Source organism: Enterobacter cloacae complex sp. IR5450, assembly GCF_049238665.1.
Classification (GTDB): domain Bacteria; phylum Pseudomonadota; class Gammaproteobacteria; order Enterobacterales; family Enterobacteriaceae; genus Enterobacter; species Enterobacter hormaechei_C.
The window spans coordinates 105,467-131,125 of the sequence record NZ_JBMKIC010000004.1 but is presented as its reverse complement, the minus strand read 5'-3'; the positions used below and the strand labels follow the sequence as shown (position 1 = coordinate 131,125).

The following is a 25,659-nucleotide window of genomic DNA, read 5'->3' as shown; positions in this document are numbered from 1 at the left end:
GCCAGGAGGAAGTATGATTTCAATTGAATTTTTCTGCCCACTGCCCAACGGCCTGCATGCGCGTCCGGCCTGGGCGTTAAAAGAGCAGTGCAGCGCATGGCGCAGCGATATCCGCTTTATCAACAGACGGCTTAACACTCACGCGGATGCCAAAAGCTCGCTGGCGCTGATCAGTACCGGTACGCTGTTTAATGACAGCTGCGTGCTGGAAATTAACGGCGGCGACGAGGAGCAGGCCCGACGCGTGCTGGAGGCATATCTCACCGGCGCGTTTATCGACAGCGACAGTATTCCCTCCGGCGACGCGCCGCACGTTGCGCATCCCCTGCCCCGCTCGCTCGTAAGGCTTGCTCCCCATCTTCAGCACGGCATTACGCTCGCCAGTGGCATCGGGGCTGGCACTCTGCGAGGCTGGCAGAGCGATAACCTCAAACGTTATTGTCAGATCCCCGCCTCGCCGGAAGATATTACCCGCCTGGAACACAGCCTGGCGACGCTGGCTGAACAGCTCAACCACCGCCTGCGCGGGCTAGACGGCGAGAGTAAAACCATTCTCAGCGCGCATCTTTCACTGATCCAGGATGAGGAGTTTGGCGGCACCATACGCCGACTGATCGCCGAGGAGCGGCTAAGCCTTGCGGAGGCGATCATTCGTAATATGGAGCTGATCTGCGAAAAGCTGTCACTCTCCGCCAGCGATTACCTGCGTGAACGCGTCAGCGATATTCGCGACATCAGCGAGCAGCTTCTTAACATTACCTGGCCGGAGTTGCAGCAAACCTCCGCATTCACCCTCAGCGCCCCCACTATTCTGGTGGCGGAAGATCTGACGCCCAGCCAGTTTCTCAGCCTCGACACGCAGTACCTGAAAGGCATGGTGCTTGAAAAAACAGGCCGGACGTCGCATACGCTGATCCTGGCACGCGCGGCCTCCGTGCCTGTGCTGAGTGGTTTAACGGTCGCCTCACTGGCGCCGTTGATGGGAAAAGAGGTCATTCTGGACGGCATCTGTAGCGTGCTGGTCGTTGAACCCAACGACGCGGTGAATGATTACTACAGCGTGGCGCAGCGCCTTGCCGACCGACGCCACCAGCAGCAGATCAAAGATGCGGGTCTTCCAGCGCTCACCCGCGACAACGTACCGGTAGAGATTGCCGCCAACATCGGCAGCGCGCTGGAAGCGCCCGGGGCGTTTACCTGCGGCGCGCAGGGTATCGGGCTGTTTCGCACTGAAATGCTGTATATGGACAGAGACACCGCGCCGGACGAGCAGGAGCAATTCGAAGCCTATCAGCAGGTGCTGCTCTCCGCGCAGGGCAAGCCGGTCATCTTTCGCACAATGGACATCGGTGGCGATAAGCAGATCCCTTACCTGAACATTCCCCAGGAAGAAAACCCGTTCCTCGGCTATCGCGCCGTTCGCATTTATCCCGAATTTGCCGATCTCTTCCGCACCCAACTGCGCGCGATCTTACGCGCAGGCGCAAGCGGCAATGCGCTGTTGATGATCCCGATGGTGCACAGCCTCGATCAGATTTTATGGATCAAACAGGAGCTGCAAAACGTTCGTGACGCCCTGGCCTCACAGGGGTTACGTCACACCGCGCGCCTGCCGCTGGGGATCATGGTTGAAGTGCCTTCAGTCTGCTTTATCATCGATCACTTCTGCGAAGAGGTGGATTTCTTCAGTATCGGCTCGAACGATATGACTCAGTATCTCTACGCTGTCGATCGCAACAACCCGCGCGTTTCGGGGCTGTATAACCCCATCACACCGTCTTTTTTACGCATGGTTCGCCAGATCGTCACCGCAGCGCATCGTCACGGGAAATGGGTCGGCATTTGCGGGGAACTTGGCGGAGAGCAGCGCTACCTCCCTCTTCTGCTTGGGCTGGGCTTAGATGAGTTCAGCATGAGCGGGCCGCGCATCCCTGCGGTAAAAACCCAGTTGCGTCAGCTGGACATGGCGACCTGCCGGGCGCTGGCAGATAAGGCCTGCGACAGCCGCAGCGCAGAGGAGATTGAAGCCCTGCTGGCGGATTTCACACCGGAAGCGCCGCCGCGTCCATTGCTGGCGCTGGAGACTATCGTGGTCAATGAGCCGCTGACCTCAAAAGAGCAGGTGCTTCAATTCTTATGCGGAAATCTTGCGATTCATGGCAGGACCGAAAACCCGCTCGAGCTTGAAGAAGATCTCTGGCAGCGCGAAGAGATTGTCACCACCGCCGTCGGGTTTGGCGTGGCGATCCCTCACACCAAATCGCAATGGATACGCCATTCCAGCATCAGCATTGCCCGTCTGGACAAGGCGATTGACTGGGAGTCGGATTTGGGCGACGTCGAGCTGGTGATCATGCTGACGCTCGGCGCTCAGGAAGGGATTAATCACGTGAAGGTCTTTTCCCAGCTGGCGCGGAAGCTGGTCAATAAAACGTTTCGCGAGTCGCTGTTTGCAGCAACGACGCCGCAAAGTATCCTGGATCTGTTGAACGCAGAAATCACGTTCTGACTGTCACTGAAAGCGTGCGCGATACTCCCCCGGCGTCAGGCCAAACTGGCGCCGGAACAGACGGCTAAAATAGTCGCTATCGGCATAGCCGCAGCGCTTCGCCACTTCCCCCACCGGCAGGTGGTATTTTTGCAGGATGGTTCTCGCCTTCGCCATACGCACCCAACGAACGTAATCCACAAAACTCATCGTCCCCTGTTGAGAGAACAGGCGTGACAGATGGTTAGCCGAAATATTAAACAGCGAAGCGACGCTGTCCCGCGACAGGGGTTCAGCATAGTTTTCCTGCACCCAGTTACAAATGCTCTGATAGAGGAAATCCCCGCGCGACACTCCCGGTTCAGGCAGCGACGACACCACTTTACGGCACCAGTGCAGCAGGCTCAGCACCAGTGGTTGAATAATAGCCTGGTCCTGCGGGGAAGCGCTCAGGTGCGTCAGGGCCATCAGCATCGCGGCACACTCACCTCGTTCAGGGTGAGGAAGCTCCACGTGTCGCTGCGCAGGCACGGATCGCCCGTGCCGGGTATCATGAAACACCAGCCCCAGCCACGACGGCGCGAAAAGAATGCTCAGCAGCATGACCGGTCGTTCAAACACCGGGACGCTGGCGGTCTGGGCGGGAAGAAACAGCATTTCCCCCTGGTGGAGGGGCTGCTGCCCGGCAACCAGTCTGTTGCCATATTCCCCGCGAAGAACGACGTCAAGCCGTGGCCAGTCGCGGCTCACGCTTCCGACAGCGTCAGACGCGCCACGATGAGCAAACCAGACTCGCCCCAACTGCTGTGGGTTGAGCACCAGGCCGCTCAACAGATCGGCAAAAAACTGCTGATCGGCGGGCAACAGGGTTGCGCGCATATTACCCCCTGCGCGCATCCGGGCGTACCAGGTCGAAGCGATGGCTATCACTGATGGCATAGTAGGCCGTCGGTCCACCCGCACGCAGAATGGGCTGCGCTTTCGCGGTCTGGTAAATCCCCTCTTCCAGCAAACTCTCGGCGATATGGACGCCCACGACTTCGCCGAGCACCAGCCAGGTATCAATCGGTGTCCCATCCGCGCCGGTAAGCTGAATGCACTGTGACAATCGACACTCGAAATTCACCGGGCTTTCCGCCACGCGCGGCGAGCTCACAAGCTGGCTGGCTACGGGCGTCAGGCCGGCAAAGGTAAATTCATCCTCGCCATGAGGGAGCGTGGCGGAGGTTTCATTCATCGCCTCGGCCAGATCGCGCGTTGCGAGGTTCCAGACAAACTCCCCCGTTTCGGTAATATTCCGCACGCTATCCTTCCAGCCATTGCTGGAAAAACCAATGATCGGTGGGCGATAGTTAAAACAGTTAAAGAAGCTGTACGGGGCAAGGTTCAGTTGACCGGCCTTATCACAGGATGAGATCCAGCCAATTGGACGTGGACCGATAATGGCGTTCAGCGGGTCGTGCGGCAGGCCGTGCCCCTGAGAAGGTTGGTAAAAGTACATATCGCTCTCTCTACGCTGGGGCTGCAACGCGCATTGCCCGGGTTCAGTCTTTCCAGCGTAACGAAATTTCCGTTCAGCGTGAATCGGGACGCCGGGTTTATTGCCAAAAATTCATATGGCGCATGATTGTGACCTTCATCACTTCAAACTTACGGTTTCAGACAGTATCATCAGCTAAGTTAAACCCTCGCTGCCAGACGGCGAGGGTTTTCTTTTGGATTGGTTTCTGCGTTACACGCAGCATTAACGACATGGAGTAAAAATGTCCAGACCTACGATTATCATCAATGAACTCGACGCAGAACGTATTGACCGACTGTTGGAGAAACCAGAATTCGCCTCGCTGCCGGTAGCCGATGCGCTGAACGAAGAGCTAGACCGGGCGCAGATGTGTACGCCTGAGACCATGCCGCATGATGTGGTCACCATGAACAGCCAGGTGAAGTTCCGCAACCTGACCACCGGCGAGGAGCTCACCCGTACGCTGGTCTATCCGGCGCAGATGACCGACAGCAGCACGCAACTGTCGGTGCTGGCACCCGTGGGCGCGGCGCTGCTTGGACTGCGCACAGGCGATACTATCCACTGGGAACTCCCTGGCGGTGCCTCAGCTCACCTGGAAGTGCTTGAGCTGCTCTACCAGCCCGAAGCCGCTGGCGATTACCTGCGTTAATCCCTTCTGAACAAGCGACCCCGCTTTGCACAGAGGATGCACCCGCATCCTCTTTCCGCAAATTCACCCGATTGTGTTATATCGGACAAAAACCGCTTAATCCACGCTTACTCTGTTGTGGTGCCGTGGGGACGGTCATGGGTGAGATACTTGTTATCACACTGGTTTTTCTCATCATCCTGGCGATCCTCGTCGTGGCGGTGCTATACCTTGAGCGCCACTGGTGAGTGAGGAACCTCACACAACGCCGCCGGGGAAGGCATTCACCAGTCCCTTCACTTTCTGCTGCGCTGCCTCCGGGGTGTCTGCACCAGGCACCAGGATCACCTTGCGGCACTCCTCCTCCCGTTTTTCGAAGATTTTATAGGCGCGCTCCGCATCAGCCAGCGGAAGATAGTGGGTGACAATATCTTCCGGTGTAAGCAGCCCTTTTTCGATAAGCGGCAGCAGCTCTCCCAGCCAGGCATGGACGTGGGTCTGCCCCATCTTAAAGCTCAGCCCTTTATCGAAGGCATCGCCAAACAGGAAGCCGTGTATAAAACCGGCATACACGCCCGGCACGCTGACCACGCCTCCGCGCCGCACCGCAGCAATGCACTGGCGCAGGGCTTTGCCGCTGCTGCCTTCAATTTTCAGGTTACTGAGGATCGTTTCCGTGGTGCTGCCTTTGGCCTCAAACCCGACGGCATCAATCACCGCATCCACTCCGCGCTGTCCGGCCGTTTGCTCAATGATTTTCTCCGCCGCGTCGTTATCGTCATCAAAGTTAATCGGGATCGCGCCGTAGCGCTCCTGGGCAAACCGCAGTCGATAGGGATGATGGTCAACCACAAAAATCTGCTCTGCGCCGAGAAGCCGCGCGCAGGCAATGGTCAGTAACCCCACCGGCCCGGCCCCGAATACGGCGACGCTGGAGCCTTTCTGAATCTGCGCATTTTTCGCCGCCTGCCAGGCGGTAGGCAGAATATCTGACAGGAAAAGCGCTTTGTCGTCAGACAGCAGCTGAGGCACTTTAAACGGCCCCACGTTGCCTTTCGGGACGCGCACATACTCCGCCTGTCCGCCCGGCACGCCGCCGTAAAGATGGCTGTAGCCAAACAGCGCGGCAGGGGCGGGAATTTGCTTTTTGTTCAGCGCCGCGCCCTGCCCGCGATTCGTGTTTTCGCAGGCCGCGTACTGTTGCATCTGGCAAAAGAAGCAGTCACCGCAGGCAATTACAAACGGGATCACCACCCGGTCACCTTTCTGCACGTTCTTCACTTCGCTCCCGCACTCCACCACCTCGCCCATAAATTCATGACCAAAGATATCGCCATGCTGGACCTTGGGAATTTTTCCGCGATAAAGATGCAAATCAGAACCACAGATCGCCGTGGCCGTTACGCGCAGGATGATATCGTCAGGCTGTTCGATGCCCGGATCGGGGACATTATCGACCCGAACATGATGTGGACCGTGATAGGTGAGAGCTTTCATGCGACCTCCGAAAGGGTGTGGGTAAGCTTATAAAAGGGTAGCTACCTCTCGGGATCTGCCCCGGAATCCGGCTTTTTTGAGATTTATCCTGGCGAGATAAAAAAGTGCTGTCGGGATTACAGAAACCATTTATATTTTGTGGTTGAATGATTTCAGCGTTTATTAACAAGGAGAAACGGTTATGTATCAAACAATCATTATGCCGGTTGATGTTTTTGAAATGGAACTGAGTGATAAGGCTATACGTCACGCGGAATTTCTCGCGCAGCAGGACGGAATTATTCATCTTCTGCATGTTTTGCCGGGCTCTGCCAGCCTGAGCCTGCATCGTTTCGCTGCTGATGTGCGTCGTTTTGAAGAGCATTTACAGCACGAAGCCGAGACGCGCCTGCAAACCATGGTCGGGCACTTCAGCATCGATCCTTCCCGCATCAAAACCCACGTCCAGTTCGGTAGCGTGCGCGACGCCGTTAATGAGCTTGCCGGGGAATTAAATGCCGACGTGGTAGTGATTGGTTCACGTAACCCTTCCATCACCACTCACCTGCTGGGGTCGAACGCCTCCAGCGTGATCCGCCACACCCACATTCCGGTGATGGTCGTCAGATAAAAAAAGAGGCCACCTTTAGGTGGCCTCTGGCATTGCAGGTGTCGTCTTGCTTTCTTTTATTATGCAGTTTTGGTGCGGATCAGGTAATCAAACGAGCTCAGCGACGCTTTCGCACCTTCACCGGTAGCGATGATGATCTGTTTGTACGGCACGGTGGTGCAGTCGCCCGCCGCAAATACGCCCTTCACGCTGGTTTCGCATTTCGCATCGATGATGATCTCGCCCATGCGGTTACGCTCAATAGCGCCTTCCAGCCAGGTGGTGTTTGGCAGCAGGCCAATCTGAACAAAGATCCCTGCCAGCGCTACGCTGTGGATATCGCCGCTCACGCGGTCACGGTATTCCAGACCAGTCACTTTGCTGCCGTCGCCTTTCACTTCTGTCGTCTGGGCATTGAGCACAATGTCGACGTTATTCAGGCTACGCACCTTATCCTGCAACACCTGGTCCGCTTTCATCTCCGGAGCGAACTCCAGCAGGGTAACGTGTTCCACAATTCCCGCCAGATCGATAGCCGCTTCCACGCCGGAGTTACCGCCGCCGATCACCGCGACGCGTTTACCTTTGAACAGCGGGCCGTCACAGTGGGGGCAATAGGTCACGCCTTTGGTGCGATACTGATCTTCGCCCGGGACGTTCATGTTGCGCCATTTCGCGCCGGTGGCAATGATCACGCTGCGCGCCTTCAGCACCGCGCCGGACGCCGTTTCAATCTGGTGCAAACCACCCTCGACCGCCGCCGGAACCAGTTTGCTGGCGCTCTGGCTGTCAATGACATCCACGTCGTAGTCGCTGACGTGCGCTTTCAACGCACCGGCCAGCTTCTGGCCTTCGGTTTTCGGCACGGAAATGTAGTTTTCAATGTCTACGGTATCCAGAACCTGACCACCGAAACGCTCGCCCATCAGACCGGTACGGATCCCTTTACGTGCGGAGTAGACCGCTGCCGCCGCGCCCGCCGGGCCTGAGCCAACAATCAGCACGTCATAAGCATCGCGTTGGTTCAGCTCTTCCGCCGCGCGTTTTTCTGCGCCGGTATCCACTTTGGCGACGATTTCGGTCAGCGTCATGCGCCCCTGGCCGAACTCCTGGCCATTCAGGTAAACCGCCGGAACGCCCATCACGTTGCGCTCGGTGATTTCGTTCTGGAACGTACCGCCGTCAATCGCCGTGTGCTTAATGCGTGGGTTGAGGACTGACATCAGGTTCAGCGCCTGCACCACGTCCGGGCAGTTGTGGCAGGAGAGCGAGTAATAGGTTTCAAACTCAAAATCACCGTCGATATCGCGGATCTGCTCCAGCAGCGCCTGCGCTTCTTTTGACGGATGACCACCGGTCCACAGCAGCGCCAGCACCAGGGACGTAAATTCGTGCCCCAGCGGAGAGCCCGCGAAACGCGGCCCCTGGTCAGACCCTGGGTTGGCGATCAGGAAAGAAGGCTTACGGACTGCCAGCGTGTTGTCTTCTTTGAAGGTCACTTTCGGCGACAGCTCAGCAATCTCTGTCAGCAGTGCTTTGATTTCTGCCGATTTCGCGCTGTCGTCCAGCGTGGCAATCAGCTCAACAGGTTTGGTCAGTTTCTCAAGGTAGGCCTTGAGCTGGGTTTTCATGTTAGTGTCGAGCATTATTCTTCCCTCTCTTAAAACGTCATCATGCAAGCCGCCTTATACGGGCTGCCTGAATGCAACTTGCATCATGGTGCTGGAATGAAATGGGCGCGGGGAGCGCCCATGACTGAAACAATTTCCAAAGTATTTCGCGTCAGAGCAAGGCGGCTAGCCTGAGAATCCCCGGGAGCTTACTAAAGTAAGTGACCGGGGTGAGCAGGCGACGCCAACGCAGCTATGGCGTGAAAAACAACGGAAATTTAGATCTTGCCGACCAGGTCCAGAGATGGCGCCAGCGTCGCTTCGCCTTCTTTCCATTTCGCCGGGCACACTTCGCCTGGGTGAGAAGCAACGTACTGAGCCGCTTTCACTTTGCGCAGCAGGTCAGATGCATCACGGCCGATACCTTCAGCGGTAACTTCGATAGCCTGGATAATGCCCTGCGGGTCAACAACGAAGGTCGCGCGGTCTGCCAGGCCTTCATCTTCACGCATGTTGTCGAAGTTACGGGTCAGGGCGCCAGTCGGGTCGCCGATCATCGCGTATTTGATTTTCGCGATAGTTTCAGAGCTGCTGTGCCACGCTTTGTGGGTGAAGTGGGTATCGGTAGAAACAGAGTAAACGTCTACGCCCAGCTTTTGCAGTTCTTCGTAGTGGTCTGCCACGTCGCCCAGTTCGGTCGGGCAAACGAAGGTGAAGTCAGCCGGATAGAAGAAGAACACGCTCCAGCGGCCTTCGATATCTTTCTCGGTTACTTCGATGAACTCACCGTTTTTGAACGCCTGGTTTTTGAAAGGTTTAATTTTAGTGTTAATCAAAGACATCTGTACTTCCTCCGTGTTTTCGTTGAGATGTAAGGTAACCAACTTTATCCATCGGGGCTAATGCGTATGCTTTATCAAATCAATCAGCCAAACCTTACAACAGCAACAAGACAGCAAGGTGAACCTTTTACAGGAAAGCCTGAAAGTAAAAAGGCCGCCTCAACGGGCGGCCCTGATACCTGAATTCCCCGCAGGTACATTCAGTGCCAGCCGAAGCTGGCGTTGCGTTGCGCTCTACATACCTTGTATCAAGGCCGTAACAGCGCTTTGATTACAGCACCCCTGCGCGCATTGAGCAATGCATAAGAGGGATAGTCCTGCCTATGGCTGTGATAGGCAGTATCGAAGAGTTCTCTGAAAGATTATAAATTTAATTTCATTATGGGTTTCACGCTATATATAAACACCACTTTTCATTCAAATAATTCAATCAAACTTTAAAGATAAAATTATCTTAATTAGTCTTGAAGTTATGTTTCAATAATCCAAAGCCGTGATATATTAAGATCACTTAAATTTTAAATTAAGCGAGTTATTCACACGGATTGTAAAGGGTAACTTCCCTCTGTCGTACTCCAGGATGTGATAACGACAGCAAACTCAACTCACTCAGGACGAAACATGGCAAACCTCTACGACCTAAAAAAATTCGATCTCAATCTGTTAGTCATCTTCGAATGCATTTACCAACATCTCAGTATCAGTAGGGCTGCCGAGACGCTTTATATCACGCCATCCGCCGTCAGCCAGTCGCTGCAACGCCTGCGCGGTCAGCTTAATGACCCCCTGTTTATCCGTTCAGGGAAGGGAATTACGCCAACCACAGTAGGTACCAACCTGCATCATCATCTGGAAAAAAATCTCAATCAGCTTGAGCAGACGATCAACATGATGCATCACTCGGACATCAAAAAAAAGTTCGTTATCTATTGCTCTCAAATGGTGTCTCCTGGTTCGATGCTCGAACCGTTGAAGCTTTTAATATCTGAAGAGAATTATGAGATAGAGCAAAGAGACATGCTCATTTCCTCCGAATCAGCGGAAGATTTGTTGGCCTATCGTAAGGCCGATCTCATCTTCTCTATCGCACCTATCCACAATCGCTCTGTGGTCTGCACCCACTTCACCACGGTGCCGATAGCCTTAATCTGTAGAGCAGACCACCCAAGGCTCGCTGACGCAGTCACGCTGGAAGTGCTATACCAGGAGAAATTCACTTTTTACCAGAGTGCTCATCCGGGTGTAAAAGAGTTTCAGAGTCGCGCAAATGACGCGTTTCCGGAAAGGAATATTGCTTTTCGTACGGACTCCCTTAGCTCTCTCATCTCCATGGTCTGTTCATCTGATCTGTTAGGCTTCATCCCCGTGTCGATCTATGAAACATATAAAGAACCGTTGAAATTAAAAAGGCTTGAGCCACCGTTTGAGCTGCCTGAATTAAAGATCTATATGCTCTACAGCCGTTCATCACTGAATAGCACTGTTTTTTCAACATTCATTGAAAAAATGCATAAGCTCTGCGTTTCTCCGCCGTCTGCGTAAAATACATTTGCATGGTGAATGCAAATAAGGCAACCCGAAGAAAATGCCCCCGTGAAATTAAGGACAAATAATTCCATAATATCGTTTTGTTTTTTTCCAGACATTTAACACGCAGGACGCGATTAATCATGTCGATCTATAAAATCCCTTTACAGGAAAATGTTTTAGACGCTTCTGCGGAACGCATAGACTGGACGCTTAACAATTTCTCCAGGGTCTGCGTTTCCTTTTCCGGTGGAAAAGATTCTACCGTGATGCTGCATCTCGTTGCCCAGAAAGCACGGCAATTAAAGCGAAAAATAGATGTCATCTTTCTGGACTGGGAAGCGCAATTCTCCTCAACCATTCAGCATGTTGACACGATGAGAACGCTGTATCGGGATGTTATCCATCAGTTCTGGTGGGTAGCGCTTCCGCTCACGACCCAGAACGCCCTGTCACAGTTTCAACCTGAATGGCAGTGCTGGGAACCCGAGACAAACTGGGTTCGCCAGCCACCGGAAGATGCCATTACCGATTACCACTATTTCGATTTTTATCAGCAGGGAATGACGTTTGAAGCCTTCGTGCGCGAGTTTGCCGAATGGTATGCACAAAAACGTCCTGCCGCCGTCATGGTGGGGATCCGCGCCGATGAATCTTACAACCGCTTTCTGGCTATCGCGTCGGCGCGTAAGCAGCGCTTTTCTGACGATAAACCCTGGACGACCGTCGCCCCGGGTGGGCACGCCTGGTATATCTACCCCTTGTACGACTGGAAAACCGCCGACATCTGGACGTGGTTCGCGAAATCAAAATGTTGCTATAACCCGTTATACGACCTGATGTACAAGGCGGGGGTGCCGCCGCGTTATATGCGCATCTGCGAACCGTTTGGCCCGGAACAGCGTCAGGGCTTGTGGCTCTATCATGTCATTGAACCCGAACGCTGGGCGGCGATGTGTGAACGCGCCTGCGGCGTGCGAAGCGGAGGTATTTATGCCGGGCACGATAACCATTTTTATGGCCACCGGAAGATCCTGAAACCAGACCATCTCGGCTGGCGCGAATACGCCATGCTGTTACTCGACAGCATGCCGCAAAATACGGCGGAACATTACCGCAACAAAATCGCGGTTTATCTCCACTGGTATCAAAAGCGAGGCATGAACGATATTCCCGACACGCAGGAGGGTGACATTGGTGCAAAAGATATCCCTTCCTGGCGACGCATTTGTAAGGTTTTACTCAACAATGACTATTGGTGCCGGGCACTTTCGTTTAGCCCAAATAAGCCTAAACACTATCAGCGCTACAGCGACAGAGTGAAAGCAAAACGCAAGGAATGGGGGATTTTATGCAACAACGAATAATCACCGAAATGGAAACGTACCTTCAGGCACTTTTAGAAGAAGAGCGAATAGCCGCTATTAATGCGTTTCGTCAGGCATTACATGAAATCAGCCCTTTTCGCGATCAGCCCGTCGATTGCGTATTGTGGATAAAAAAGACAAACATCACCGCTAACGATTACAACCCAAATAACGTCGCGCCGCCGGAAAAGCGGCTGCTCAGCAAGTCACTGGAGCTGGATGGATTCACACAACCTATCGTTGTGACGGAAAATGCGCCACAGCACTACGAAATTGTCGATGGTTTTCACCGTCATGATATCGGCAGTAACCGGGCGATCCTGAAGCGCCAGCTTAAAGGTTACCTCCCTGTTACCTGCCTGCGTAAAGCGCGCCAGGAAAAGTTCGATCGCATGGCGGCAACTATTCGTCACAACCGCGCGCGTGGACGCCACCAGATCAACGCCATGTCAGAAATCGTGCGAGAACTGGTGCTTATGGGCTGGAGTGAGCAGAAAATTGGCCAGGAGTTAGGTATGGACAGCGATGAAGTGCTGCGTCTGAAGCAGATCAACGGTCTGCTCGAACTCTTCGCAGACCGTCGTTTTTCAGAAGCCTGGACGGTGAAATAGTCAGAGCGTCGCCAGACGCTCTGCCGCAGCGAGCAGCGTCGATTCCTGCTTCGCAAAGCAAAGACGAATCAGCTTATGCGGGAAGGGATCGGCGCAGAACACCGACAGCGGAATGGCCGCCACTCCCACCTCTTTCGTCAACAACTGGCAGAAACTCACGTCGTCCAGATCGGAAATCGCGCTGTAGTCGGCCAGCAGGAAATAGGTTCCTTCAGACGGCAAAATTTCCAGGCGGCTTTTGCTCAGGGCCGCCACAAACAGATCCCGACGTTCACGATAGAAGTGCGGCAGCTCGCGGTAATTCCCGGGTTCCGCACGCAGCATATCCGCCAGCGCCAGCTGAGCCGGTGTGTTCACGGCAAACGTCAGGTACTGATGCACTTTGCGCAGCTCAGCGCTAATGGCCGCCGGGGCCACGCAGTACCCTACCTTCCAGCCGGTCATATGGTAGGTTTTCCCAAATGACGATACCGTGATTGCACGCTCGCGAAGTTGCGGATGCGCCAGCACGCTGGCATGCCCCTCTTCGGCGAAGCAGATATGCTCATACACCTCGTCGCTCAGAACATATATTTCACGTTCGGCGATGGCCTGCCACAACGCAGCAAAATCGGCTTTTTGCCACACCGTCGCCGACGGATTATGCGGAGTATTCAGGATCACCAGACGGGTTTTGTCACTCAGCAGCGCAGCAAATGCCTGCCAGTCAGGGCGAAAATGCGGTGGCTGGAGCGCCACGCGCTTCACCACGCCGCCGGCCAGTTCAATCGCCGGGGCGTAGCTATCGTAGCTCGGGTCAAAACAAATCACCTCATCACCCGTACGCACCAGGGCGGTTATCGCCGCATACAGCGCTTCGGTCGCCCCTGCCGTCACCGTAATATCGCTGTTCGCGTCAGGCTTATGGCCGTATAACTCCGCCGTTTTATCCGCAATGGCTTCACGCAACGTCTGCACGCCGGTCATCGGCGCATACTGGTTGGCTCCCTGCGCAACGTGGTACGCCAGACGCTCCTGCAAATATTTCGGCCCATCAAAATCCGGGAAACCTTGTGAGAGGTTAATGGCGTTGTGCTGCTGCGCCAGGGCGCTCATCTGCGTAAAAATCGTCGTGCCGAGATTGGGAAGTTTACTCTGCGGGATCAACGGGTTATTGCTCATTGTAGTGTGCCTGCCTGTAATACTTATGTTGCTGACACTATAACACGATGTTAGTCTTTGGCAATCAAGACGCTTAGACGTCTAAACGATATAAATATTCCTGGCCGAGAGGGTAAAAGGAAATGACAGACAACCTGCAACTCACACACCTGGTCGAGGCCTGCCGCTGGATTGGCGCTAAAGGCTGGGCGCCCGCTACCGGCGGCAATATGTCCGTGCGTCAGGATGAACACCTGTGCTGGCTGAGCGAATCCGGAAAAGATAAAGGTAGCCTGACCACCGCCGATTTTCTACAGGTTGAAATCGCCACCAACCGTGCGCCGTCTGGCCGTAAACCGTCGGCAGAGACCGGGCTGCATACCCTCATCTATCGCCTGTTCCCCGAAGCTAACGCCGTCCTGCACGTTCACACCGTCAATGCCACGGTGCTGTCGCGGCTGGTGAACGAGGCCGAGCTGAAGATCACCGGTTTCGAGATGCAAAAATCCCTTACCGGGCAGACCACGCATCGGGATACGGTGGCCATCCCGGTGTTTGATAACGACCAGGACATCGACGCCCTCGCCTCGCGCATCGCCCATTACGCGCAGGAACGCCCGCTTAATTATGGTTTTCTTCTGCGCGGCCATGGCTTAACCTGCTGGGGACGCGACGTGGCCGAAGCCCGCCGTCATCTGGAAGGTTTAGAATTCTTATTTGAATGCGAAATGCGTTTACGACAATGGGAGAGAGTATGATTCGCGCGATTGTGACGGATATTGAAGGGACCACCAGCGATATCCGTTTTGTCCATGATGTTTTGTTCCCCTACGCGCGTGAGCGGCTGGCGGCCTTCGTGACCGCGCAGCAGTACGCCGAGCCGGTCAAATCGATTCTGGACAACCTGCGCGATGAAATCAGCGCTCCGCATGCCAGCGTCAGCGATCTCATCAACGTGCTGTTTACCTTTATGGATGAAGACCGCAAATCGACGGCGCTCAAAGCCCTGCAAGGCATCATCTGGCAGGACGGTTACGTCAATGGTGACTTTACCGGACACCTCTATCCTGACGTACTGCCCGCGCTGGAAAAGTGGAAGGCACAAGGGATTGATCTCTATGTTTATTCCTCTGGCTCCGTCGCCGCGCAGAAACTGTTATTTGGCTACAGCGACGAAGGTGATATTACTCACTTATTCAGCGGCTATTTTGATACCCACATTGGCGCCAAGCGCGAGGTGCAGTCTTATCAAAATATTGCGGCGCAAACGGGCATCGCCCCGTCGCAGATCCTGTTTCTGTCGGATATTCATCAGGAGCTGGACGCGGCTGAACAGGCGGGTTTTCGTACCCTGCAGCTGATTCGCGGTGAAGATGACGGCGCAAGCCATCACCATCAGATCCACCAGTTTGACGAGATTAATCCGGAGCAGATCCCTTCATGAGCGCATTGACCATTTATTCCGATAAAGACGCCAGTCAGCACCAGTGGCACAGCACCGACGCCGCCGAGATTGCCCAACAGCTCAACGCAAAAGGCGTGCGGTTTGAACGCTGGGCTGCGGATCGCGATTTAGGGCACGATCCCGCGCCTGAAGCCGTGATCGCTGCGTATCAGCATGCGATCGACAAGCTGGTGGCAGAGAAAGGTTACCAGAGCTGGGATGTGATCAGCCTGCGCGCCGACAATCCGCAGAAAGAGGCGCTGCGCGCGAAGTTCCTGAACGAACACACCCACGGCGAAGACGAAGTACGTTTTTTCGTGGAAGGGGCGGGATTATTCTGCCTGCACATCGGCGATGAGGTATATCAGGTCTTGTGCGAGAAAAACGACCTGATCTCCGTGCCCGCGGGCACGCCGCACTGGTTTGATATGGGCTCAGAGCCGAACTTTACCGCCATTCGTATTTTCGATAACCCGGAGGGTTGGGTGGCGCAGTTTACCGGGGATGCGATTGCGGATGCGTATCCGCGCCTGGCCTGATCTTTTCTCCCTCTCCCTGTGGGAGAGGGTCGGGGTGAGGGCACCAGCGCGCACTAAGCGTTAAGCCCTTTCACATACCCCACCAGCTGATCCAGCACAATCCCCCACCCTTCGTGAAATCCCATCTGTTCATGCTGCTCGCAGATTTCCTTCGTGGGGTGGCGCGCTATCGCCGTATAGCGGGTTTTGCCCTCCCCGGCGTCTTCCAGGAGCAAAATTGCCGTCATAAACGGCTTCTCGGCCGGTTTCCAGCCTTCGGTATAGCCGTCGGTAAAGACCAGCTTTTTCCCCGGATCGATTTCAAGGAATACGCCCCGGTTATCCATCCGCTGCCCGTCCACCTCAAACACGGTATTGAACCGCCCGCCCACGCGCAGGTCGAGGTCGCATTCGGTCACCTTATGGGGAGCAGTTATGAAGAAGTTTTTGATGTGCTCTGGCGTAGTCCAGCAGAGCCACAGCAGATCGCGCGGTGCGTCCACCACGCGCTCCAGTTTTAAGTCTGTTTCAGGATCGAGCGTCACGATGTTGTCCTCTTAAGGGAGCCCCTTAAAGGATAGCCGGACTCAGGCAAATTTCCCTTCCGCCACCTCGTCCGGAGTGACCACGCCCGTATCCAGCACCCAGCCGCTAATCAGCGAGGCGGGGGTGACGTCAAACGCCGGGTTATAGACCTGCGCTTCTTGCGGCGCCCACTCCACCGCGCCAAAGCTCCCCGCCACGCCCGTCACTTCGCTGGCCGCACGCTGCTCAATCGGGATCGCGTCGCCGTTCGGGCAGTCCGGGTCGAGGGTCGTTTGCGGCGCGGCGACATAGAACGGAATGCCGTGGAATTTCGCCAGCACCGCCAGAGAGTAGGTGCCGATTTTGTTCGCCACGTCGCCGTTGGCCGCAATGCGGTCTGCCCCCACCCACACGGCGTCCACCTGCCCTTTTGCCATCAGGCTGGCGGCCATGGAGTCGGTAATTAGCTGATACGGCACGCCCAGCTCGCCGAGTTCCCACGCGGTCAGCCTGCCGCCCTGCAATAGCGGACGGGTTTCATCCACCCAGACGTTGCTTATCTTGCCTTCCTTATGCGCGCGAGCAATCACCCCCAGCGCGGTACCGACGCCCGCCGTCGCCAGCCCGCCGGTGTTGCAGTGGGTCAGCAGACGGCTGCCGGATTTCACCAGCGCGCTGCCCGCTTTGGCAATCGCGTCGCAAAGCCGTTTGTCTTCGTCAATCAGGCGCAGCGCCTCAGCCACCAGCGCCGGAACGAAATCCTCTTCCCACAGCGCAAGCTTCATGTGGTCGAGGTTGTTCATCAGGTTTACCGCCGTCGGGCGGGATGCGCGCAGGGTTTCCATCGCCACCGCTAGCTCGTCGCGACTTTTGCCGTTTTCCGCCAGCAGCGCCAGCAGCAGGCTTGCAGAGAGACCAATCAACGGCGCGCCACGTACGCGCAAAGCGTGGATATGCCCGACCAGCGCCTCGACCGTCGAGGCATCCAGCCAGCGTTTCTCCTGCGGAAGCGCCTGCTGGTCGAGAATAAAGAGCTGATTATTCGCCACCCGCAGGCTGGTCGTCTGTAATGTCTGCATGTCGTTAATTCCCTGTTGCGTTGTTGTAGCACATTGTGTCAGGATGAAATCCAGATGTATAGACGTCTACATGTCTTAATTAGCAAAACTGAGGAGCAGGCCATGTCGCAATACCGTACCTTTACCGCTCAGGACGCCGTGGAGTATGCCAGGCAGTTTGGCGGACTTGACGATCCGTCATCCCTGGTAGAGGCGCAGGAAGTGGGCGACGGCAACCTCAATCTGGTTTTTAAAATTTTCGACAGCGCGGGCGTCAGCCGCATCGTCGTTAAGCAGGCGCTGCCCTACGTACGCTGCGTCGGCGAATCCTGGCCGCTGACGCTGGATCGTGCCCGTCTTGAAGCGCAAACCCTGGTCGAGCATTACCAGCACAGCCCGCAGCACACCGTGAAAATCCACCACTTTGATCCGGAACTGGCGGTGATGGTGATGGAAGATCTCTCCAGCCATCGCATCTGGCGCGGCGAGCTGATCAGAAATAATTATTACCCACAGGCAGCGCGTCAGCTGGGGGAATATCTGGCTCACACCCTTTTCCACACCAGCGATTTTTATCTGCATCCGCACGAGAAAAAAGCGCAGGTGGCAAAATTCATCAACCCGGAGATGTGCGAGATCACCGAAGATCTGTTCTTCAACGATCCGTACCAGATCCACGCGCGCAACAGCTACCCGGCCGAGCTGGAAAACGATGTTGCCGCCCTGCGCGACGACGCGCAGCTTAAAATCGCCGTGGCCTCCCTCAAGCACCGCTTTTTCTCGCACGCCGAAGCCCTGCTGCACGGAGACATTCACAGCGGTTCGATTTTTGTGGCCGACGGCAGCCTGAAGGCCATCGACGCTGAGTTCGGCTATTTCGGGCCGATTGGCTTTGACGTTGGCACCGCCATCGGCAACCTGCTGCTGAACTTCTGCGGCCTGCCGGGGCACCTCGGCATTCGCGATGCCGCCGCCGCGCGCGAGCAGCGCCTGACCGATATTCAGGAACTGTGGAACACCTTTGCGGAGCGCTTCCAGGTGCTGGCAAACGAGAAAGCCCGCGACGCCGCACTCAGCGCACCGGGCTATGCCTCCGCATTCCTGAAAAAGGTCTGGCACGATGCCATCGGATTCTGCGGCACCGAGCTGATTCGCCGCAGCGTCGGGCTTTCCCATGTGGCGGATATCGACACCATTCAGGATGAAGCGATGCGTCACGAATGCCTGCGCCACGCGATATCCCTCGGTAAAGCGCTGATTGTGATTGCCGACCGCATCGACAGCGCGGAAGAGCTGGTGGCACGGGTGCGGCAGTACAGTTGATTTTCTCCCTCTCCCTGTGGGAGAGGGCCGGGGTGAGGGCATCAAACCGCACTCACCCCAGATACTCAATCACCGACAGCCCGCCGTTATAGTCCGTGCTGTAAATAATCCCCTGCGCGTCCACAAACACGTCACACGACTGGATCACCTGCGGGCGATTCGGCCGCGTATCCATCATCCTCTCCGGCGCCGCGGGCACCAGCGCTCCCGTTTCCACCGGGCGATACGGATTGGAAATGTCATACGCGCGCACGCCCGCGTTCTGATACGTCGCGAAGATCAGCGTGGAGCTGACAAAGCTCCCCGGCCGGTTCTCGTGCAGGTTGTGCGGGCCAAAATGCGCCCCTTTCGCCACGTAGTCGATTTCATCCGGCTGCGGGAAGGTAGAGATACTCACCGGGTTCGACGGCTCGCGAATATCAAACAGCCAGATCAGCTTCTCGCCGTCTTCCTGGTTATCGAGCACCGCTTCGTCCAGCACCACCAGCAGATCGCGGTCCGGCAGCGGCAGCGCGGTGTGCGTCCCACCGCCAAACGGCGGGCTCCAGTTACGGTGGCTAATGAGCTTAGGCTGGGTGCGATCCTTCACGTCCAGCAGCGTCAGGCCGCCGTCGCGCCAGCTGCCGTACGCGGTATCCCCCGCAATAATCGCGTGGTGCAGCGCGTAGCGTTTCCCTTCCGGCCAGTCCGGCTGTTCGCCTGCGGCCTGGTTCATCCCCGGCAGCCACCAGCGCCCCGCCACCTCGGGCTTGCGCGGGTCCGCCAGGTCAATGGTCAGGAAAATGTAGTCGGTAAAACCGTCGATCAGCGCCGACACGTACGCCCAGCGGCCACCGACGTACCAGATGCGGTGAATGCCGATGCCGCTCAGCGACAGAAAGCCGATTTCGCGCGGCCTGTCCGGCGTGGAGATATCAAAAACGCGAAGCCCGGCGCTCCAGCCCCTGTCCTGAACGTCGCTGACGGTCTCTCCTACCTGACGGGTGTAGTAGACCTTCTCGTCGGCGAAGCGGGCATCGGCAAACAGATCCCGGGCGTTGATCACCAGCAGCAGGTCGTCATGCGCCTGGAGGTGCACGTTCCAGGTGCCCGGCGGCGCGGGGACATAGCCCGCGGGTTTCGGATTTTTTGGATCGCGCACGTCGACAATCGAAAAGCCCTGCGACACCATATGGCCGATATACGCAAAGCCGCGGTGCACCATCAGCTGCACGCCGTCCGGGCGACCGCCCTGGTCGCTATGGCCAATCAGCCGCATATTGCGGCTGTATTCTGGCGTAGGAAGCATGCTCATTTATTTTTCGCTTCCAGCGTCGCAAACCACGGCGCGATAAAATCTTCCGTCTGGCCCCAGCCCGGAATGATTTTGCCCAGCGACGCCACGTTCACCGCCCCCGGCTGCGCGGTCAGCAGCGCCTGCGGGATCGCAGCGGCTTTGAAGTCGTAGGTGGCAGGCGTGGCTTCACCGGCAATCTTGTTGGCGATCAGGCGTACGTTGGTCGCGCCAATCAGCTTCGGATCTACCGCCACGCTCAACTTCCACGGGCTACCCGGCTCGCGCATCAGCTGTAAATCCTGGTTGGAGATGTCGATGCTGTAGAGTTTGATCTCGGTGCGGCCGTTCTCTTTCAGCGCCTTATACGCGCCCTGGCTGAAGGCATCCCAGGTCCCCCAGATGGCGTCGATTTTGCCTTTCGGGTATTTCGCCAGGATCGCACCCACCTTGTTGGCGGTGTCGCCCTGCACGTCAGAGGAGACCGCGCCGATGGACTCCAGCTCTTTAATCTCCGGGTACTGCTTTTGCAACTCTTTATACGCCGCCTGACGACGCTCCATCGGCGGGAAGCCCGCTACCCACAGCTTGACGATATTGGCCTTGCCGTTGAAATCTTTCGCCAGCTGGCCGAAGGAGAGATTGGTCAGAGAGGCATCGTCCTGTTGGGTAACGGTCACGCCCGGAATCTCGCCGTTGACGGCGGTATCAAATACGGCGACCTTGATCCCGGCATCCACCGCCTTTTTTACCAGCGCGGTGGAGTACGGATCGCGGCCCTGAGACAGGATAATCCCGTCGTACTTCTGGCTGATGGCCTGGTTCACGAAGTCCTGGAATTTAGCGTCATCCCCGTTGCTCAAAAAGGTGCTGACCTTAAAGCCGAGCTTTTTCCCTTCCTGAATGGCCCCGGCAACAAACTGCGTGGTGTTGTCGTCTGAGCCGAGGTTGCGGATCACCGCAATGCGAATGGGGCCGTCATGGTTGGCAATGGCCGCCGGGAGCGGTGCGGGCGTGGCCGCGAAGCCAGGCAGAGCGGTGAATAACCCTAATGCCACCAAAGAGAGTGCAATCTTTTTCATTTTTTATCCCGTTGTGTTGTCAGCGTTTTTGTATGTAGGTAATCGCCAGCGCTACCGCGAGCACCAGCCCTTTTATAATGTCCATGGCGTAATACGGCACGGAGAGCATCACCAGCCCGTTCGACAGCACGCCGAGAATCACCGCCCCGACCAGGGTCCCCAGGGCATTCGGCTTGCCGGACCCGGCCAGCGAGAAGCCGATCCACGCCGCCGCCACCGCATCCATCAGGTAACCGCCGCCCGCGTTCACCTGCGATGAGCCAATACGCGAGGCCAGCAAAATCCCGCCCAGGCCCGCCAGCAGGGAGGCAATCACGTAGGCCGCCACCTTGTAGCGCGTGGTGCGAATCCCCGAGAGGCGCGCCGCTTCCGGGTTACCGCCAATGGCGTACATCCGACGACCGTGAGTGGTCAACGAGAGGCCAAGCTGCGCCAGCACCGTCACCACCAGCATGACGATCACGATAGTCGGTACCTGTCCCAGCAGGCTGAACGTCGCAGGGATGGTGCCTTCCGCCATGCCGCCGCTCGGCAGCACCATGTTCTCAGTAATCGACCCGCCGTAACTGTAGGTCATCGCCACGCCCTGGATGACAAACAGGCTGGCGAGGGTGGCGAGCATGTCCGGAATACGCAGGATGACGATCAGGAAAGCGTTAAACAGGCCGACCAGCGTGCAGAGCGCGAGAGTGATTACAATCGACTCGGTAGTGCCGAAGCCGTGCCAGACGAAAAGCGAAATGACCAACGCGTTCGCCAGCGACGCCGTGGAGCCCACGGAGAGATCGAACCCGCCGACGGTCAATGAAATCGACACGCCAACGGCAATCACCGTCACGATGGCAATCGAGCGCAGAATGTTAATGATGTTGTTCGGATCGAGGAAGCTGTCCGACGCCAGGCCAAAAACGGCCACCAGCGCGACGACGGTCAGCAACATGCCCCACTTGTAGAGAAAATCAAAAAGTTGCTGACGGCCAGACGCCGCCGCGGTCACTGAAAGGGCCTTGCTCACGACGCCGTTCCTCCGGTTGAATAATAAAGTAGTGTCTCTTCCCGGGCCTCGGCCCCGGCGATTTCCGCCACGATGCGCCCGTCCCACAGCACGCAGATGCGGTCGCAGAGCCCCACCAGCTCGACGAACTCGCCGGAGGCGTAAATCACCCCTTTGCCTTCGCGCGCCAGGCCGTCGATCAGCTGAAACAGATCGGTTTTGGCCTTCACGTCCACGCCTTTGGTCGGCTCGTCGAATATCAGCACGCTGGCGTCATTACGCAACCATTTACCGATGGCGACCTTCTGCTGGTTGCCGCCAGATAAGCGACGCAGCACCTGCCCCGGCCCGCGCGTGCGCACGCCGACGCGGGCGATCACCTCTTCCGCCCAGCGCCACGCCTGACGATGGCCGAACAGGCTCCAGCGCGAGAAGCTGTTATCGGCGCACACGGCAAGATTCATGCTCACCGGCTCGTCGATAAAAATGCCCTCTTTGCGCCGCTCTTCCGGCACCAGCGCCAGGCCGCGCAGCACCGAGTCCGCCGGGTCGCGCGGTTTCCAGTCCTGATGGTTCAGCTCGCCGTTCGCGACGCGGCTTTTACTGGCGCCAAACAGCGCCTTACAGAGTTCGGTTTTGCCCGCGCCCGCCAGCCCGGCAATGCCGAGAATTTCGCCCTTGCGCAGGTGCAGCGAGATATCTTTCAGCAGCGCGTCGTCGTGCAGCCCTTCTACCCGCAGCAGCGTTTCGTCGCCGTGCGGCGGGCGCGCGGGCGGGTAGATATCGCTCAGCACGTGGCCGAGCATCTTCTCAACGATCGCTTCACCGCTGAGATCGGCCATCGGGCCAGACTCAATCAGCCTGCCGTCGCGCAGCACCGTCAGGGTGTCGCAGATAGCTTTTAGCTCGTGAATGCGGTGTGAGATAAACACCACGCCGATGCCCTGCTGTTGCAAACGTCTTACTACCGCAAACAGACGCTCGCTCTCGTGCGCGTCAAGCGGCGCGGTGGGTTCATCAAGAATCAAAAAACGGCAGTGATGAGATAACGCCCGCGCCAGCAAAATCTGCTGTTTTTCAGCCAGCGTGCAGCCGTCGATGGAGCGGCGAACGTCGAGCGAAACATCCAGCTGCGCCAGCGCCTGCCGCGCCTGCTGGCGGATGTCGCGCCAGCGGTAGCGGTGCCCTGGCTGCGCCAGCTGGTCGAGCATGATGTTTTCAGCAATGCTTAACCCCGGGATCAGCGCCACGTCCACCTCCTGCTGCACGAGGTGGATGCCCAGCCGTTTGGCGTCCAGCGGCTCGCGGATGCTTACCGGCTGGTTGTTAATGCAGATTTCGCCTTCATAGTGGTCGTGCGTCCCGCACAGCACCGCCATCAGCGTCGATTTCCCCGCGCCGTTGGCGCCGGTCAGCGCATGCACCGACCCGCCGTTCAGGGTGAAATCCACGCGCGACAGGGCCTGAAAGCCGGAAAAGGCCAGGCTGATACCGCGCATCTCAAGGCGACTGGAAACCATCCGCGTAAATCCTTCATTACTCTTCTGATTTAGCGAATTTTTCACAGCTCCGGTTGACTGACAACGACGGAAAAGGCATAAGATAAAGCGAAATATTATTAGCCATCCGGATGTCCAGACATAACATCGGGTTAGCGCTTGCTAAAAAAGGACAACTTCATGAGCAACACCGATATCCGCGTCGTGCCCGGCCCGGCGAACTACTTCTCTCATCCGGGATGCCTTGCGCGCCTGGATGATTTCTTTACCCCGGAACAGCTTTCCCGCGCGGTGTGGATCTACGGCGAGCGGGCGATTGAGGGCGCGCGCCCTTACCTGCCGCAGAGTTTTACCGCGACGGGGGCAAAACATCTGTTGTTTAAGGGCCATTGCAGCGAGCGTGACGTCACTCATCTGGTAAACGAGTCGGGAAGTGAAACCAGCGTGGTGATTGGCGTGGGCGGCGGTGCGGTAATGGATACCGTCAAGGCCGTGGCGCGTCGTCTGGGCGTGCCGTTCGTGGGCATTCCCACTATCGCCGCCACCTGCGCGGCGTGGACCCCGCTCTCCGTGTGGTACAACGATGCCGGTCAGGCGCTACAGTTTGAGATTTTTGACGACGCCAACTTTCTGGTGCTGGTGGAGCCGCAGATCATCCTTAACGCCCCGGCGGAATACCTGCTGGCGGGCATCGGCGATACGCTGGCGAAGTGGTACGAAGCGGCGGTGCTCGCCCCTCAACCTGAGAGTCTGCCGCTGACCGTGCGTCTTGGCCTGAACGGTGCGCTGGCGATCCGCGACGTGCTGCTGGAACGCAGCGAAGAGGCGCTTGCAGATCAGCAGCGCGGCGAACAGACGCAGGCGTTCCGGGACGTGGTGGATGCGATTATTGCCGGAGGCGGAATGGTCGGCGGTCTGGGTGAGCGCTATACCCGCGTGGCGGCGGCGCACGCGGTGCACAACGGCTTAACCGTGCTGCCGCAGACGGAAAAATACCTGCACGGCACCAAGGTGGCCTACGGCATTCTGGTCCAGAGCGCCCTGCTCGGCCAGGACGACGTGCTGGCGCAGCTGGTGGCGGCGTACCGGCGCTTTAACCTGCCAATCACGCTTCGCGAGCTGGACGTCGATATTCACAACCGCGACGAGCTGGATAAGGTCATTGCCCACACCCTGCGCCCGGTGGAGTCGATTCACTATCTGCCGGTGACGTTAACGCCTGAGGTGCTGCGCGCCGCGTTTGCGAAGGTGGAATCCTTCAGCCGTTAATTGCGCCGACGGGCTATACCTAATGATGATTCTCTCCACTCTTGCAACGAGGTCATCATGCAGATCGATTTAACAGGTAAAAAGGCGCTGGTTACCGGCGCCAGCCGCGGGCTGGGTCGAGCGATTGCGCTGTCGCTGGCGCGCGCCGGTGCCGATGTGGTTATCACCTACGAAAAATCCGTCGATAAAGCCCAGCAGGTCGTCGATGAGATCAACGCGCTGGGGCGACACGGCGAGGCGATTCAGGCCGACAGCGCCAGCGCGCAGGCGATTCAGGATGCGGTCACGCAGGCGGCGCGCTCCCTCGGCGGGCTGGATATTCTGGTCAATAACGCCGGGATTGCGCGCGGCGGCCCGCTGGAGTCCATGACCCTGGCGGACATCGACGCTCTGATCAACGTCAACATCCGCGGCGTGGTGATCGCCATTCAGGAAGCGCTGGTGCATATGTCTGACGGCGGACGCATCATCAACATCGGTAGCTGTCTGGCGAACCGCGTGGCACAGCCGGGGATCGCCGTCTACTCGATGACCAAGTCTGCCCTTAACTCCCTCACCCGAGGTCTGGCCCGCGATTTAGGCCCGCGCGGCATTACCGTCAACCTGGTCCACCCCGGCCCGACCAACAGCGATATGAACCCGGAAGACGGCGAGCAGGCTGACTCTCAGCGTCAGCTTATTGCCCTGGGCCATTACGGCCAGCCGGAGGATATCGCAGCGGCGGTCACCTTTCTCGCCAGCCCGGCTGCGGGGCAAATTTCCGGCACCGGTCTGGATGTCGACGGCGGTCTGAACGCCTGATCGCAAATTTACTGTATGCCTCTGTCGCCCGGCAGAGGCCTGTTCGAGC

The 25,659-nt window shown here is 57.2% G+C and carries 25 protein-coding genes; 13 read left to right on the top strand and 12 right to left on the bottom strand.

What is annotated here, in order from left to right; all coding sequences use genetic code 11:
• Window positions 1-13 precede the first annotated feature (13 nt).
• Window positions 14-2,509 (top strand): phosphoenolpyruvate--protein phosphotransferase, encoded by a 2,496-nt coding sequence (gene ptsP / locus ACOTYB_RS05705; RefSeq protein ID WP_193132405.1) that lies wholly within the window; start codon window positions 14-16, stop codon window positions 2,507-2,509.
• A 3-nt stretch (window positions 2,510-2,512) separates the two neighbouring features.
• On the opposite strand, the gene ACOTYB_RS05700 is transcribed toward ptsP, so the two are convergent.
• Together ACOTYB_RS05700 and ACOTYB_RS05695 are read right to left on the bottom strand one after the other, a co-directional pair.
• Window positions 2,513-3,367, bottom strand: a complete 855-nt coding sequence (locus ACOTYB_RS05700) for a helix-turn-helix domain-containing protein (protein ID WP_220153646.1) — start codon at window positions 3,365-3,367, stop codon at window positions 2,513-2,515.
• Window position 3,368: 1 nt separating this feature from the next.
• Complete coding sequence (locus ACOTYB_RS05695; protein ID WP_003858756.1) at window positions 3,369-3,989, bottom strand: flavin reductase family protein; 621 nt, start codon at window positions 3,987-3,989, stop codon at window positions 3,369-3,371.
• Between the two features lie 262 nt (window positions 3,990-4,251).
• Between ACOTYB_RS05695 and rnk the strand changes: the two genes are divergently transcribed.
• Window positions 4,252-4,662, top strand: coding sequence for a nucleoside diphosphate kinase regulator (rnk, locus tag ACOTYB_RS05690; RefSeq protein WP_006809650.1), 411 nt, complete (start codon window positions 4,252-4,254; stop codon window positions 4,660-4,662).
• A gap of 137 nt (window positions 4,663-4,799) precedes the next feature.
• Window positions 4,800-4,889 carry a small membrane protein YldA gene (gene yldA / locus ACOTYB_RS05685; protein ID WP_015571155.1) on the top strand — a complete coding sequence of 30 codons (90 nt, stop codon included), beginning with the start codon at window positions 4,800-4,802 and terminating at the stop codon, window positions 4,887-4,889.
• A gap of 10 nt (window positions 4,890-4,899) precedes the next feature.
• On the opposite strand, the gene ACOTYB_RS05680 is transcribed toward yldA, so the two are convergent.
• Entirely contained in the window at window positions 4,900-6,138 is a 1,239-nt protein-coding gene (locus tag ACOTYB_RS05680) for a zinc-dependent alcohol dehydrogenase (RefSeq protein WP_015571156.1), read from the bottom strand.
• Between the two features lie 181 nt (window positions 6,139-6,319).
• Here ACOTYB_RS05680 and uspG point away from each other — a divergent pair, with 181 nt between their 5' ends.
• Complete coding sequence (gene uspG / locus ACOTYB_RS05675) at window positions 6,320-6,748, top strand: universal stress protein UspG (RefSeq protein WP_045342261.1); 429 nt, start codon at window positions 6,320-6,322, stop codon at window positions 6,746-6,748.
• A 59-nt stretch (window positions 6,749-6,807) separates the two neighbouring features.
• On the opposite strand, the gene ahpF is transcribed toward uspG, so the two are convergent.
• Both ahpF and ahpC read right to left on the bottom strand, forming a co-directional pair.
• Complete coding sequence (gene ahpF / locus ACOTYB_RS05670) at window positions 6,808-8,373, bottom strand: alkyl hydroperoxide reductase subunit F (RefSeq protein WP_022650587.1); 1,566 nt, start codon at window positions 8,371-8,373, stop codon at window positions 6,808-6,810.
• A 242-nt stretch (window positions 8,374-8,615) separates the two neighbouring features.
• Window positions 8,616-9,179, bottom strand: coding sequence for an alkyl hydroperoxide reductase subunit C (gene ahpC, locus ACOTYB_RS05665; RefSeq protein ID WP_003858764.1), 564 nt, complete (start codon window positions 9,177-9,179; stop codon window positions 8,616-8,618).
• A gap of 621 nt (window positions 9,180-9,800) precedes the next feature.
• Between ahpC and citR the strand changes: the two genes are divergently transcribed.
• The 3 genes from citR (at window position 9,801) to ACOTYB_RS05650 (ending at window position 12,684) form a co-directional block, all read left to right on the top strand.
• A complete protein-coding gene (gene citR, locus ACOTYB_RS05660; protein WP_022650586.1) occupies window positions 9,801-10,721 on the top strand; it encodes a DNA-binding transcriptional repressor CitR in 921 nt (306 codons plus the stop codon).
• 128 nt (window positions 10,722-10,849) lie between these two features.
• Entirely contained in the window at window positions 10,850-12,073 is a 1,224-nt protein-coding gene (locus ACOTYB_RS05655; protein ID WP_126525171.1) for a phosphoadenosine phosphosulfate reductase, read from the top strand.
• Window positions 12,058-12,684, top strand: a complete 627-nt coding sequence (locus ACOTYB_RS05650; RefSeq protein ID WP_220153645.1) for an IbrB-like domain-containing protein — start codon at window positions 12,058-12,060, stop codon at window positions 12,682-12,684. Before ACOTYB_RS05655 ends, ACOTYB_RS05650 begins: the two co-directional genes overlap by 16 nt.
• Here the strand turns inward: ACOTYB_RS05650 and ACOTYB_RS05645 are convergent, their stop codons facing one another.
• On the bottom strand, window positions 12,685-13,845 hold the full coding sequence (locus ACOTYB_RS05645) for a pyridoxal phosphate-dependent aminotransferase (protein ID WP_220153644.1): 1,161 nt from the start codon (window positions 13,843-13,845) through the stop codon (window positions 12,685-12,687). It abuts the gene before it with no gap.
• A 122-nt stretch (window positions 13,846-13,967) separates the two neighbouring features.
• Here ACOTYB_RS05645 and ACOTYB_RS05640 point away from each other — a divergent pair, with 122 nt between their 5' ends.
• Genes ACOTYB_RS05640 through ACOTYB_RS05630 form a run of 3 tightly spaced genes read left to right on the top strand, consistent with a single transcriptional unit; the run spans window position 13,968 to window position 15,807 of the window.
• Window positions 13,968-14,582 carry a methylthioribulose 1-phosphate dehydratase gene (locus tag ACOTYB_RS05640; RefSeq protein WP_022650583.1) on the top strand — a complete coding sequence of 205 codons (615 nt, stop codon included), beginning with the start codon at window positions 13,968-13,970 and terminating at the stop codon, window positions 14,580-14,582.
• Window positions 14,579-15,268: an acireductone synthase gene (mtnC, locus tag ACOTYB_RS05635; protein WP_006809660.1), complete on the top strand. Its 690-nt coding sequence runs from the start codon at window positions 14,579-14,581 to the stop codon at window positions 15,266-15,268. Before ACOTYB_RS05640 ends, mtnC begins: the two co-directional genes overlap by 4 nt.
• Window positions 15,265-15,807, top strand: coding sequence for a 1,2-dihydroxy-3-keto-5-methylthiopentene dioxygenase (locus ACOTYB_RS05630; RefSeq protein WP_023315605.1), 543 nt, complete (start codon window positions 15,265-15,267; stop codon window positions 15,805-15,807). The genes mtnC and ACOTYB_RS05630 overlap by 4 nt, the downstream gene beginning before the upstream one ends.
• A 53-nt stretch (window positions 15,808-15,860) precedes the next feature.
• Here ACOTYB_RS05630 and ACOTYB_RS05625 read toward each other — a convergent pair whose 3' ends face one another.
• Together ACOTYB_RS05625 and mtnA are read right to left on the bottom strand one after the other, a co-directional pair.
• Window positions 15,861-16,331, bottom strand: a complete 471-nt coding sequence (locus tag ACOTYB_RS05625; RefSeq protein ID WP_047054238.1) for an SRPBCC family protein — start codon at window positions 16,329-16,331, stop codon at window positions 15,861-15,863.
• Between the two features lie 42 nt (window positions 16,332-16,373).
• Window positions 16,374-17,390, bottom strand: a complete 1,017-nt coding sequence (gene mtnA / locus ACOTYB_RS05620) for an S-methyl-5-thioribose-1-phosphate isomerase (RefSeq protein WP_047054240.1) — start codon at window positions 17,388-17,390, stop codon at window positions 16,374-16,376.
• Window positions 17,391-17,492: 102 nt separating this feature from the next.
• Between mtnA and mtnK the strand changes: the two genes are divergently transcribed.
• Entirely contained in the window at window positions 17,493-18,692 is a 1,200-nt protein-coding gene (gene mtnK, locus ACOTYB_RS05615; RefSeq protein WP_045342263.1) for an S-methyl-5-thioribose kinase, read from the top strand.
• Between the two features lie 52 nt (window positions 18,693-18,744).
• On the opposite strand, the gene ACOTYB_RS05610 is transcribed toward mtnK, so the two are convergent.
• The 4 genes from ACOTYB_RS05610 to ACOTYB_RS05595 are packed head-to-tail and all read right to left on the bottom strand — an operon-like array spanning window position 18,745 to window position 23,561.
• Window positions 18,745-19,986 carry an LVIVD repeat-containing protein gene (locus tag ACOTYB_RS05610; RefSeq protein ID WP_045332393.1) on the bottom strand — a complete coding sequence of 414 codons (1,242 nt, stop codon included), beginning with the start codon at window positions 19,984-19,986 and terminating at the stop codon, window positions 18,745-18,747.
• Complete coding sequence (locus tag ACOTYB_RS05605; RefSeq protein WP_409248771.1) at window positions 19,983-21,047, bottom strand: sugar ABC transporter substrate-binding protein; 1,065 nt, start codon at window positions 21,045-21,047, stop codon at window positions 19,983-19,985. Before ACOTYB_RS05605 ends, ACOTYB_RS05610 begins: the two co-directional genes overlap by 4 nt.
• Window positions 21,048-21,066: 19 nt before the next feature.
• On the bottom strand, window positions 21,067-22,062 hold the full coding sequence (locus ACOTYB_RS05600; RefSeq protein ID WP_421765769.1) for an ABC transporter permease: 996 nt from the start codon (window positions 22,060-22,062) through the stop codon (window positions 21,067-21,069).
• The gene (locus tag ACOTYB_RS05595) at window positions 22,059-23,561 is read right to left on the bottom strand and encodes a sugar ABC transporter ATP-binding protein (RefSeq protein ID WP_126525168.1); all 1,503 of its coding nucleotides are present in this window, start codon (window positions 23,559-23,561) and stop codon (window positions 22,059-22,061) included. The genes ACOTYB_RS05600 and ACOTYB_RS05595 overlap by 4 nt, the downstream gene beginning before the upstream one ends.
• Window positions 23,562-23,720: 159 nt before the next feature.
• Between ACOTYB_RS05595 and ACOTYB_RS05590 the strand changes: the two genes are divergently transcribed.
• Window positions 23,721-24,809: an oxidoreductase gene (locus ACOTYB_RS05590; RefSeq protein WP_126525167.1), complete on the top strand. Its 1,089-nt coding sequence runs from the start codon at window positions 23,721-23,723 to the stop codon at window positions 24,807-24,809.
• Window positions 24,810-24,866: 57 nt separating this feature from the next.
• Window positions 24,867-25,610, top strand: a complete 744-nt coding sequence (locus ACOTYB_RS05585; protein ID WP_017382507.1) for an SDR family NAD(P)-dependent oxidoreductase — start codon at window positions 24,867-24,869, stop codon at window positions 25,608-25,610.
• The last annotated feature ends 49 nt before the right edge of the window (window positions 25,611-25,659 follow it).

Excerpts from the sequence above, each read along its gene's own strand:
- ptsP (WP_193132405.1), top strand. The coding sequence starts at position 14 with ATGATTTCAATTGAATTTTTCTGCCCACTGCCCAACGGCCTGCATGCG.
- ACOTYB_RS05700 (WP_220153646.1), bottom strand. The coding sequence starts at position 3,367 with ATGCGCGCAACCCTGTTGCCCGCCGATCAGCAGTTTTTTGCCGATCTG.
- ACOTYB_RS05695 (WP_003858756.1), bottom strand. The coding sequence starts at position 3,989 with ATGTACTTTTACCAACCTTCTCAGGGGCACGGCCTGCCGCACGACCCG.
- rnk (WP_006809650.1), top strand. The coding sequence starts at position 4,252 with ATGTCCAGACCTACGATTATCATCAATGAACTCGACGCAGAACGTATT.
- yldA (WP_015571155.1), top strand. The coding sequence starts at position 4,800 with ATGGGTGAGATACTTGTTATCACACTGGTTTTTCTCATCATCCTGGCG.
- ACOTYB_RS05680 (WP_015571156.1), bottom strand. The coding sequence starts at position 6,138 with ATGAAAGCTCTCACCTATCACGGTCCACATCATGTTCGGGTCGATAAT.
- uspG (WP_045342261.1), top strand. The coding sequence starts at position 6,320 with ATGTATCAAACAATCATTATGCCGGTTGATGTTTTTGAAATGGAACTG.
- ahpF (WP_022650587.1), bottom strand. The coding sequence starts at position 8,373 with ATGCTCGACACTAACATGAAAACCCAGCTCAAGGCCTACCTTGAGAAA.
- ahpC (WP_003858764.1), bottom strand. The coding sequence starts at position 9,179 with ATGTCTTTGATTAACACTAAAATTAAACCTTTCAAAAACCAGGCGTTC.
- citR (WP_022650586.1), top strand. The coding sequence starts at position 9,801 with ATGGCAAACCTCTACGACCTAAAAAAATTCGATCTCAATCTGTTAGTC.
- ACOTYB_RS05655 (WP_126525171.1), top strand. The coding sequence starts at position 10,850 with ATGTCGATCTATAAAATCCCTTTACAGGAAAATGTTTTAGACGCTTCT.
- ACOTYB_RS05650 (WP_220153645.1), top strand. The coding sequence starts at position 12,058 with ATGCAACAACGAATAATCACCGAAATGGAAACGTACCTTCAGGCACTT.
- ACOTYB_RS05645 (WP_220153644.1), bottom strand. The coding sequence starts at position 13,845 with ATGAGCAATAACCCGTTGATCCCGCAGAGTAAACTTCCCAATCTCGGC.
- ACOTYB_RS05640 (WP_022650583.1), top strand. The coding sequence starts at position 13,968 with ATGACAGACAACCTGCAACTCACACACCTGGTCGAGGCCTGCCGCTGG.
- mtnC (WP_006809660.1), top strand. The coding sequence starts at position 14,579 with ATGATTCGCGCGATTGTGACGGATATTGAAGGGACCACCAGCGATATC.
- ACOTYB_RS05630 (WP_023315605.1), top strand. The coding sequence starts at position 15,265 with ATGAGCGCATTGACCATTTATTCCGATAAAGACGCCAGTCAGCACCAG.
- mtnA (WP_047054240.1), bottom strand. The coding sequence starts at position 17,390 with ATGCAGACATTACAGACGACCAGCCTGCGGGTGGCGAATAATCAGCTC.
- mtnK (WP_045342263.1), top strand. The coding sequence starts at position 17,493 with ATGTCGCAATACCGTACCTTTACCGCTCAGGACGCCGTGGAGTATGCC.
- ACOTYB_RS05610 (WP_045332393.1), bottom strand. The coding sequence starts at position 19,986 with ATGAGCATGCTTCCTACGCCAGAATACAGCCGCAATATGCGGCTGATT.
- ACOTYB_RS05605 (WP_409248771.1), bottom strand. The coding sequence starts at position 21,047 with ATGAAAAAGATTGCACTCTCTTTGGTGGCATTAGGGTTATTCACCGCT.
- ACOTYB_RS05595 (WP_126525168.1), bottom strand. The coding sequence starts at position 23,561 with ATGGTTTCCAGTCGCCTTGAGATGCGCGGTATCAGCCTGGCCTTTTCC.
- ACOTYB_RS05590 (WP_126525167.1), top strand. The coding sequence starts at position 23,721 with ATGAGCAACACCGATATCCGCGTCGTGCCCGGCCCGGCGAACTACTTC.
- ACOTYB_RS05585 (WP_017382507.1), top strand. The coding sequence starts at position 24,867 with ATGCAGATCGATTTAACAGGTAAAAAGGCGCTGGTTACCGGCGCCAGC.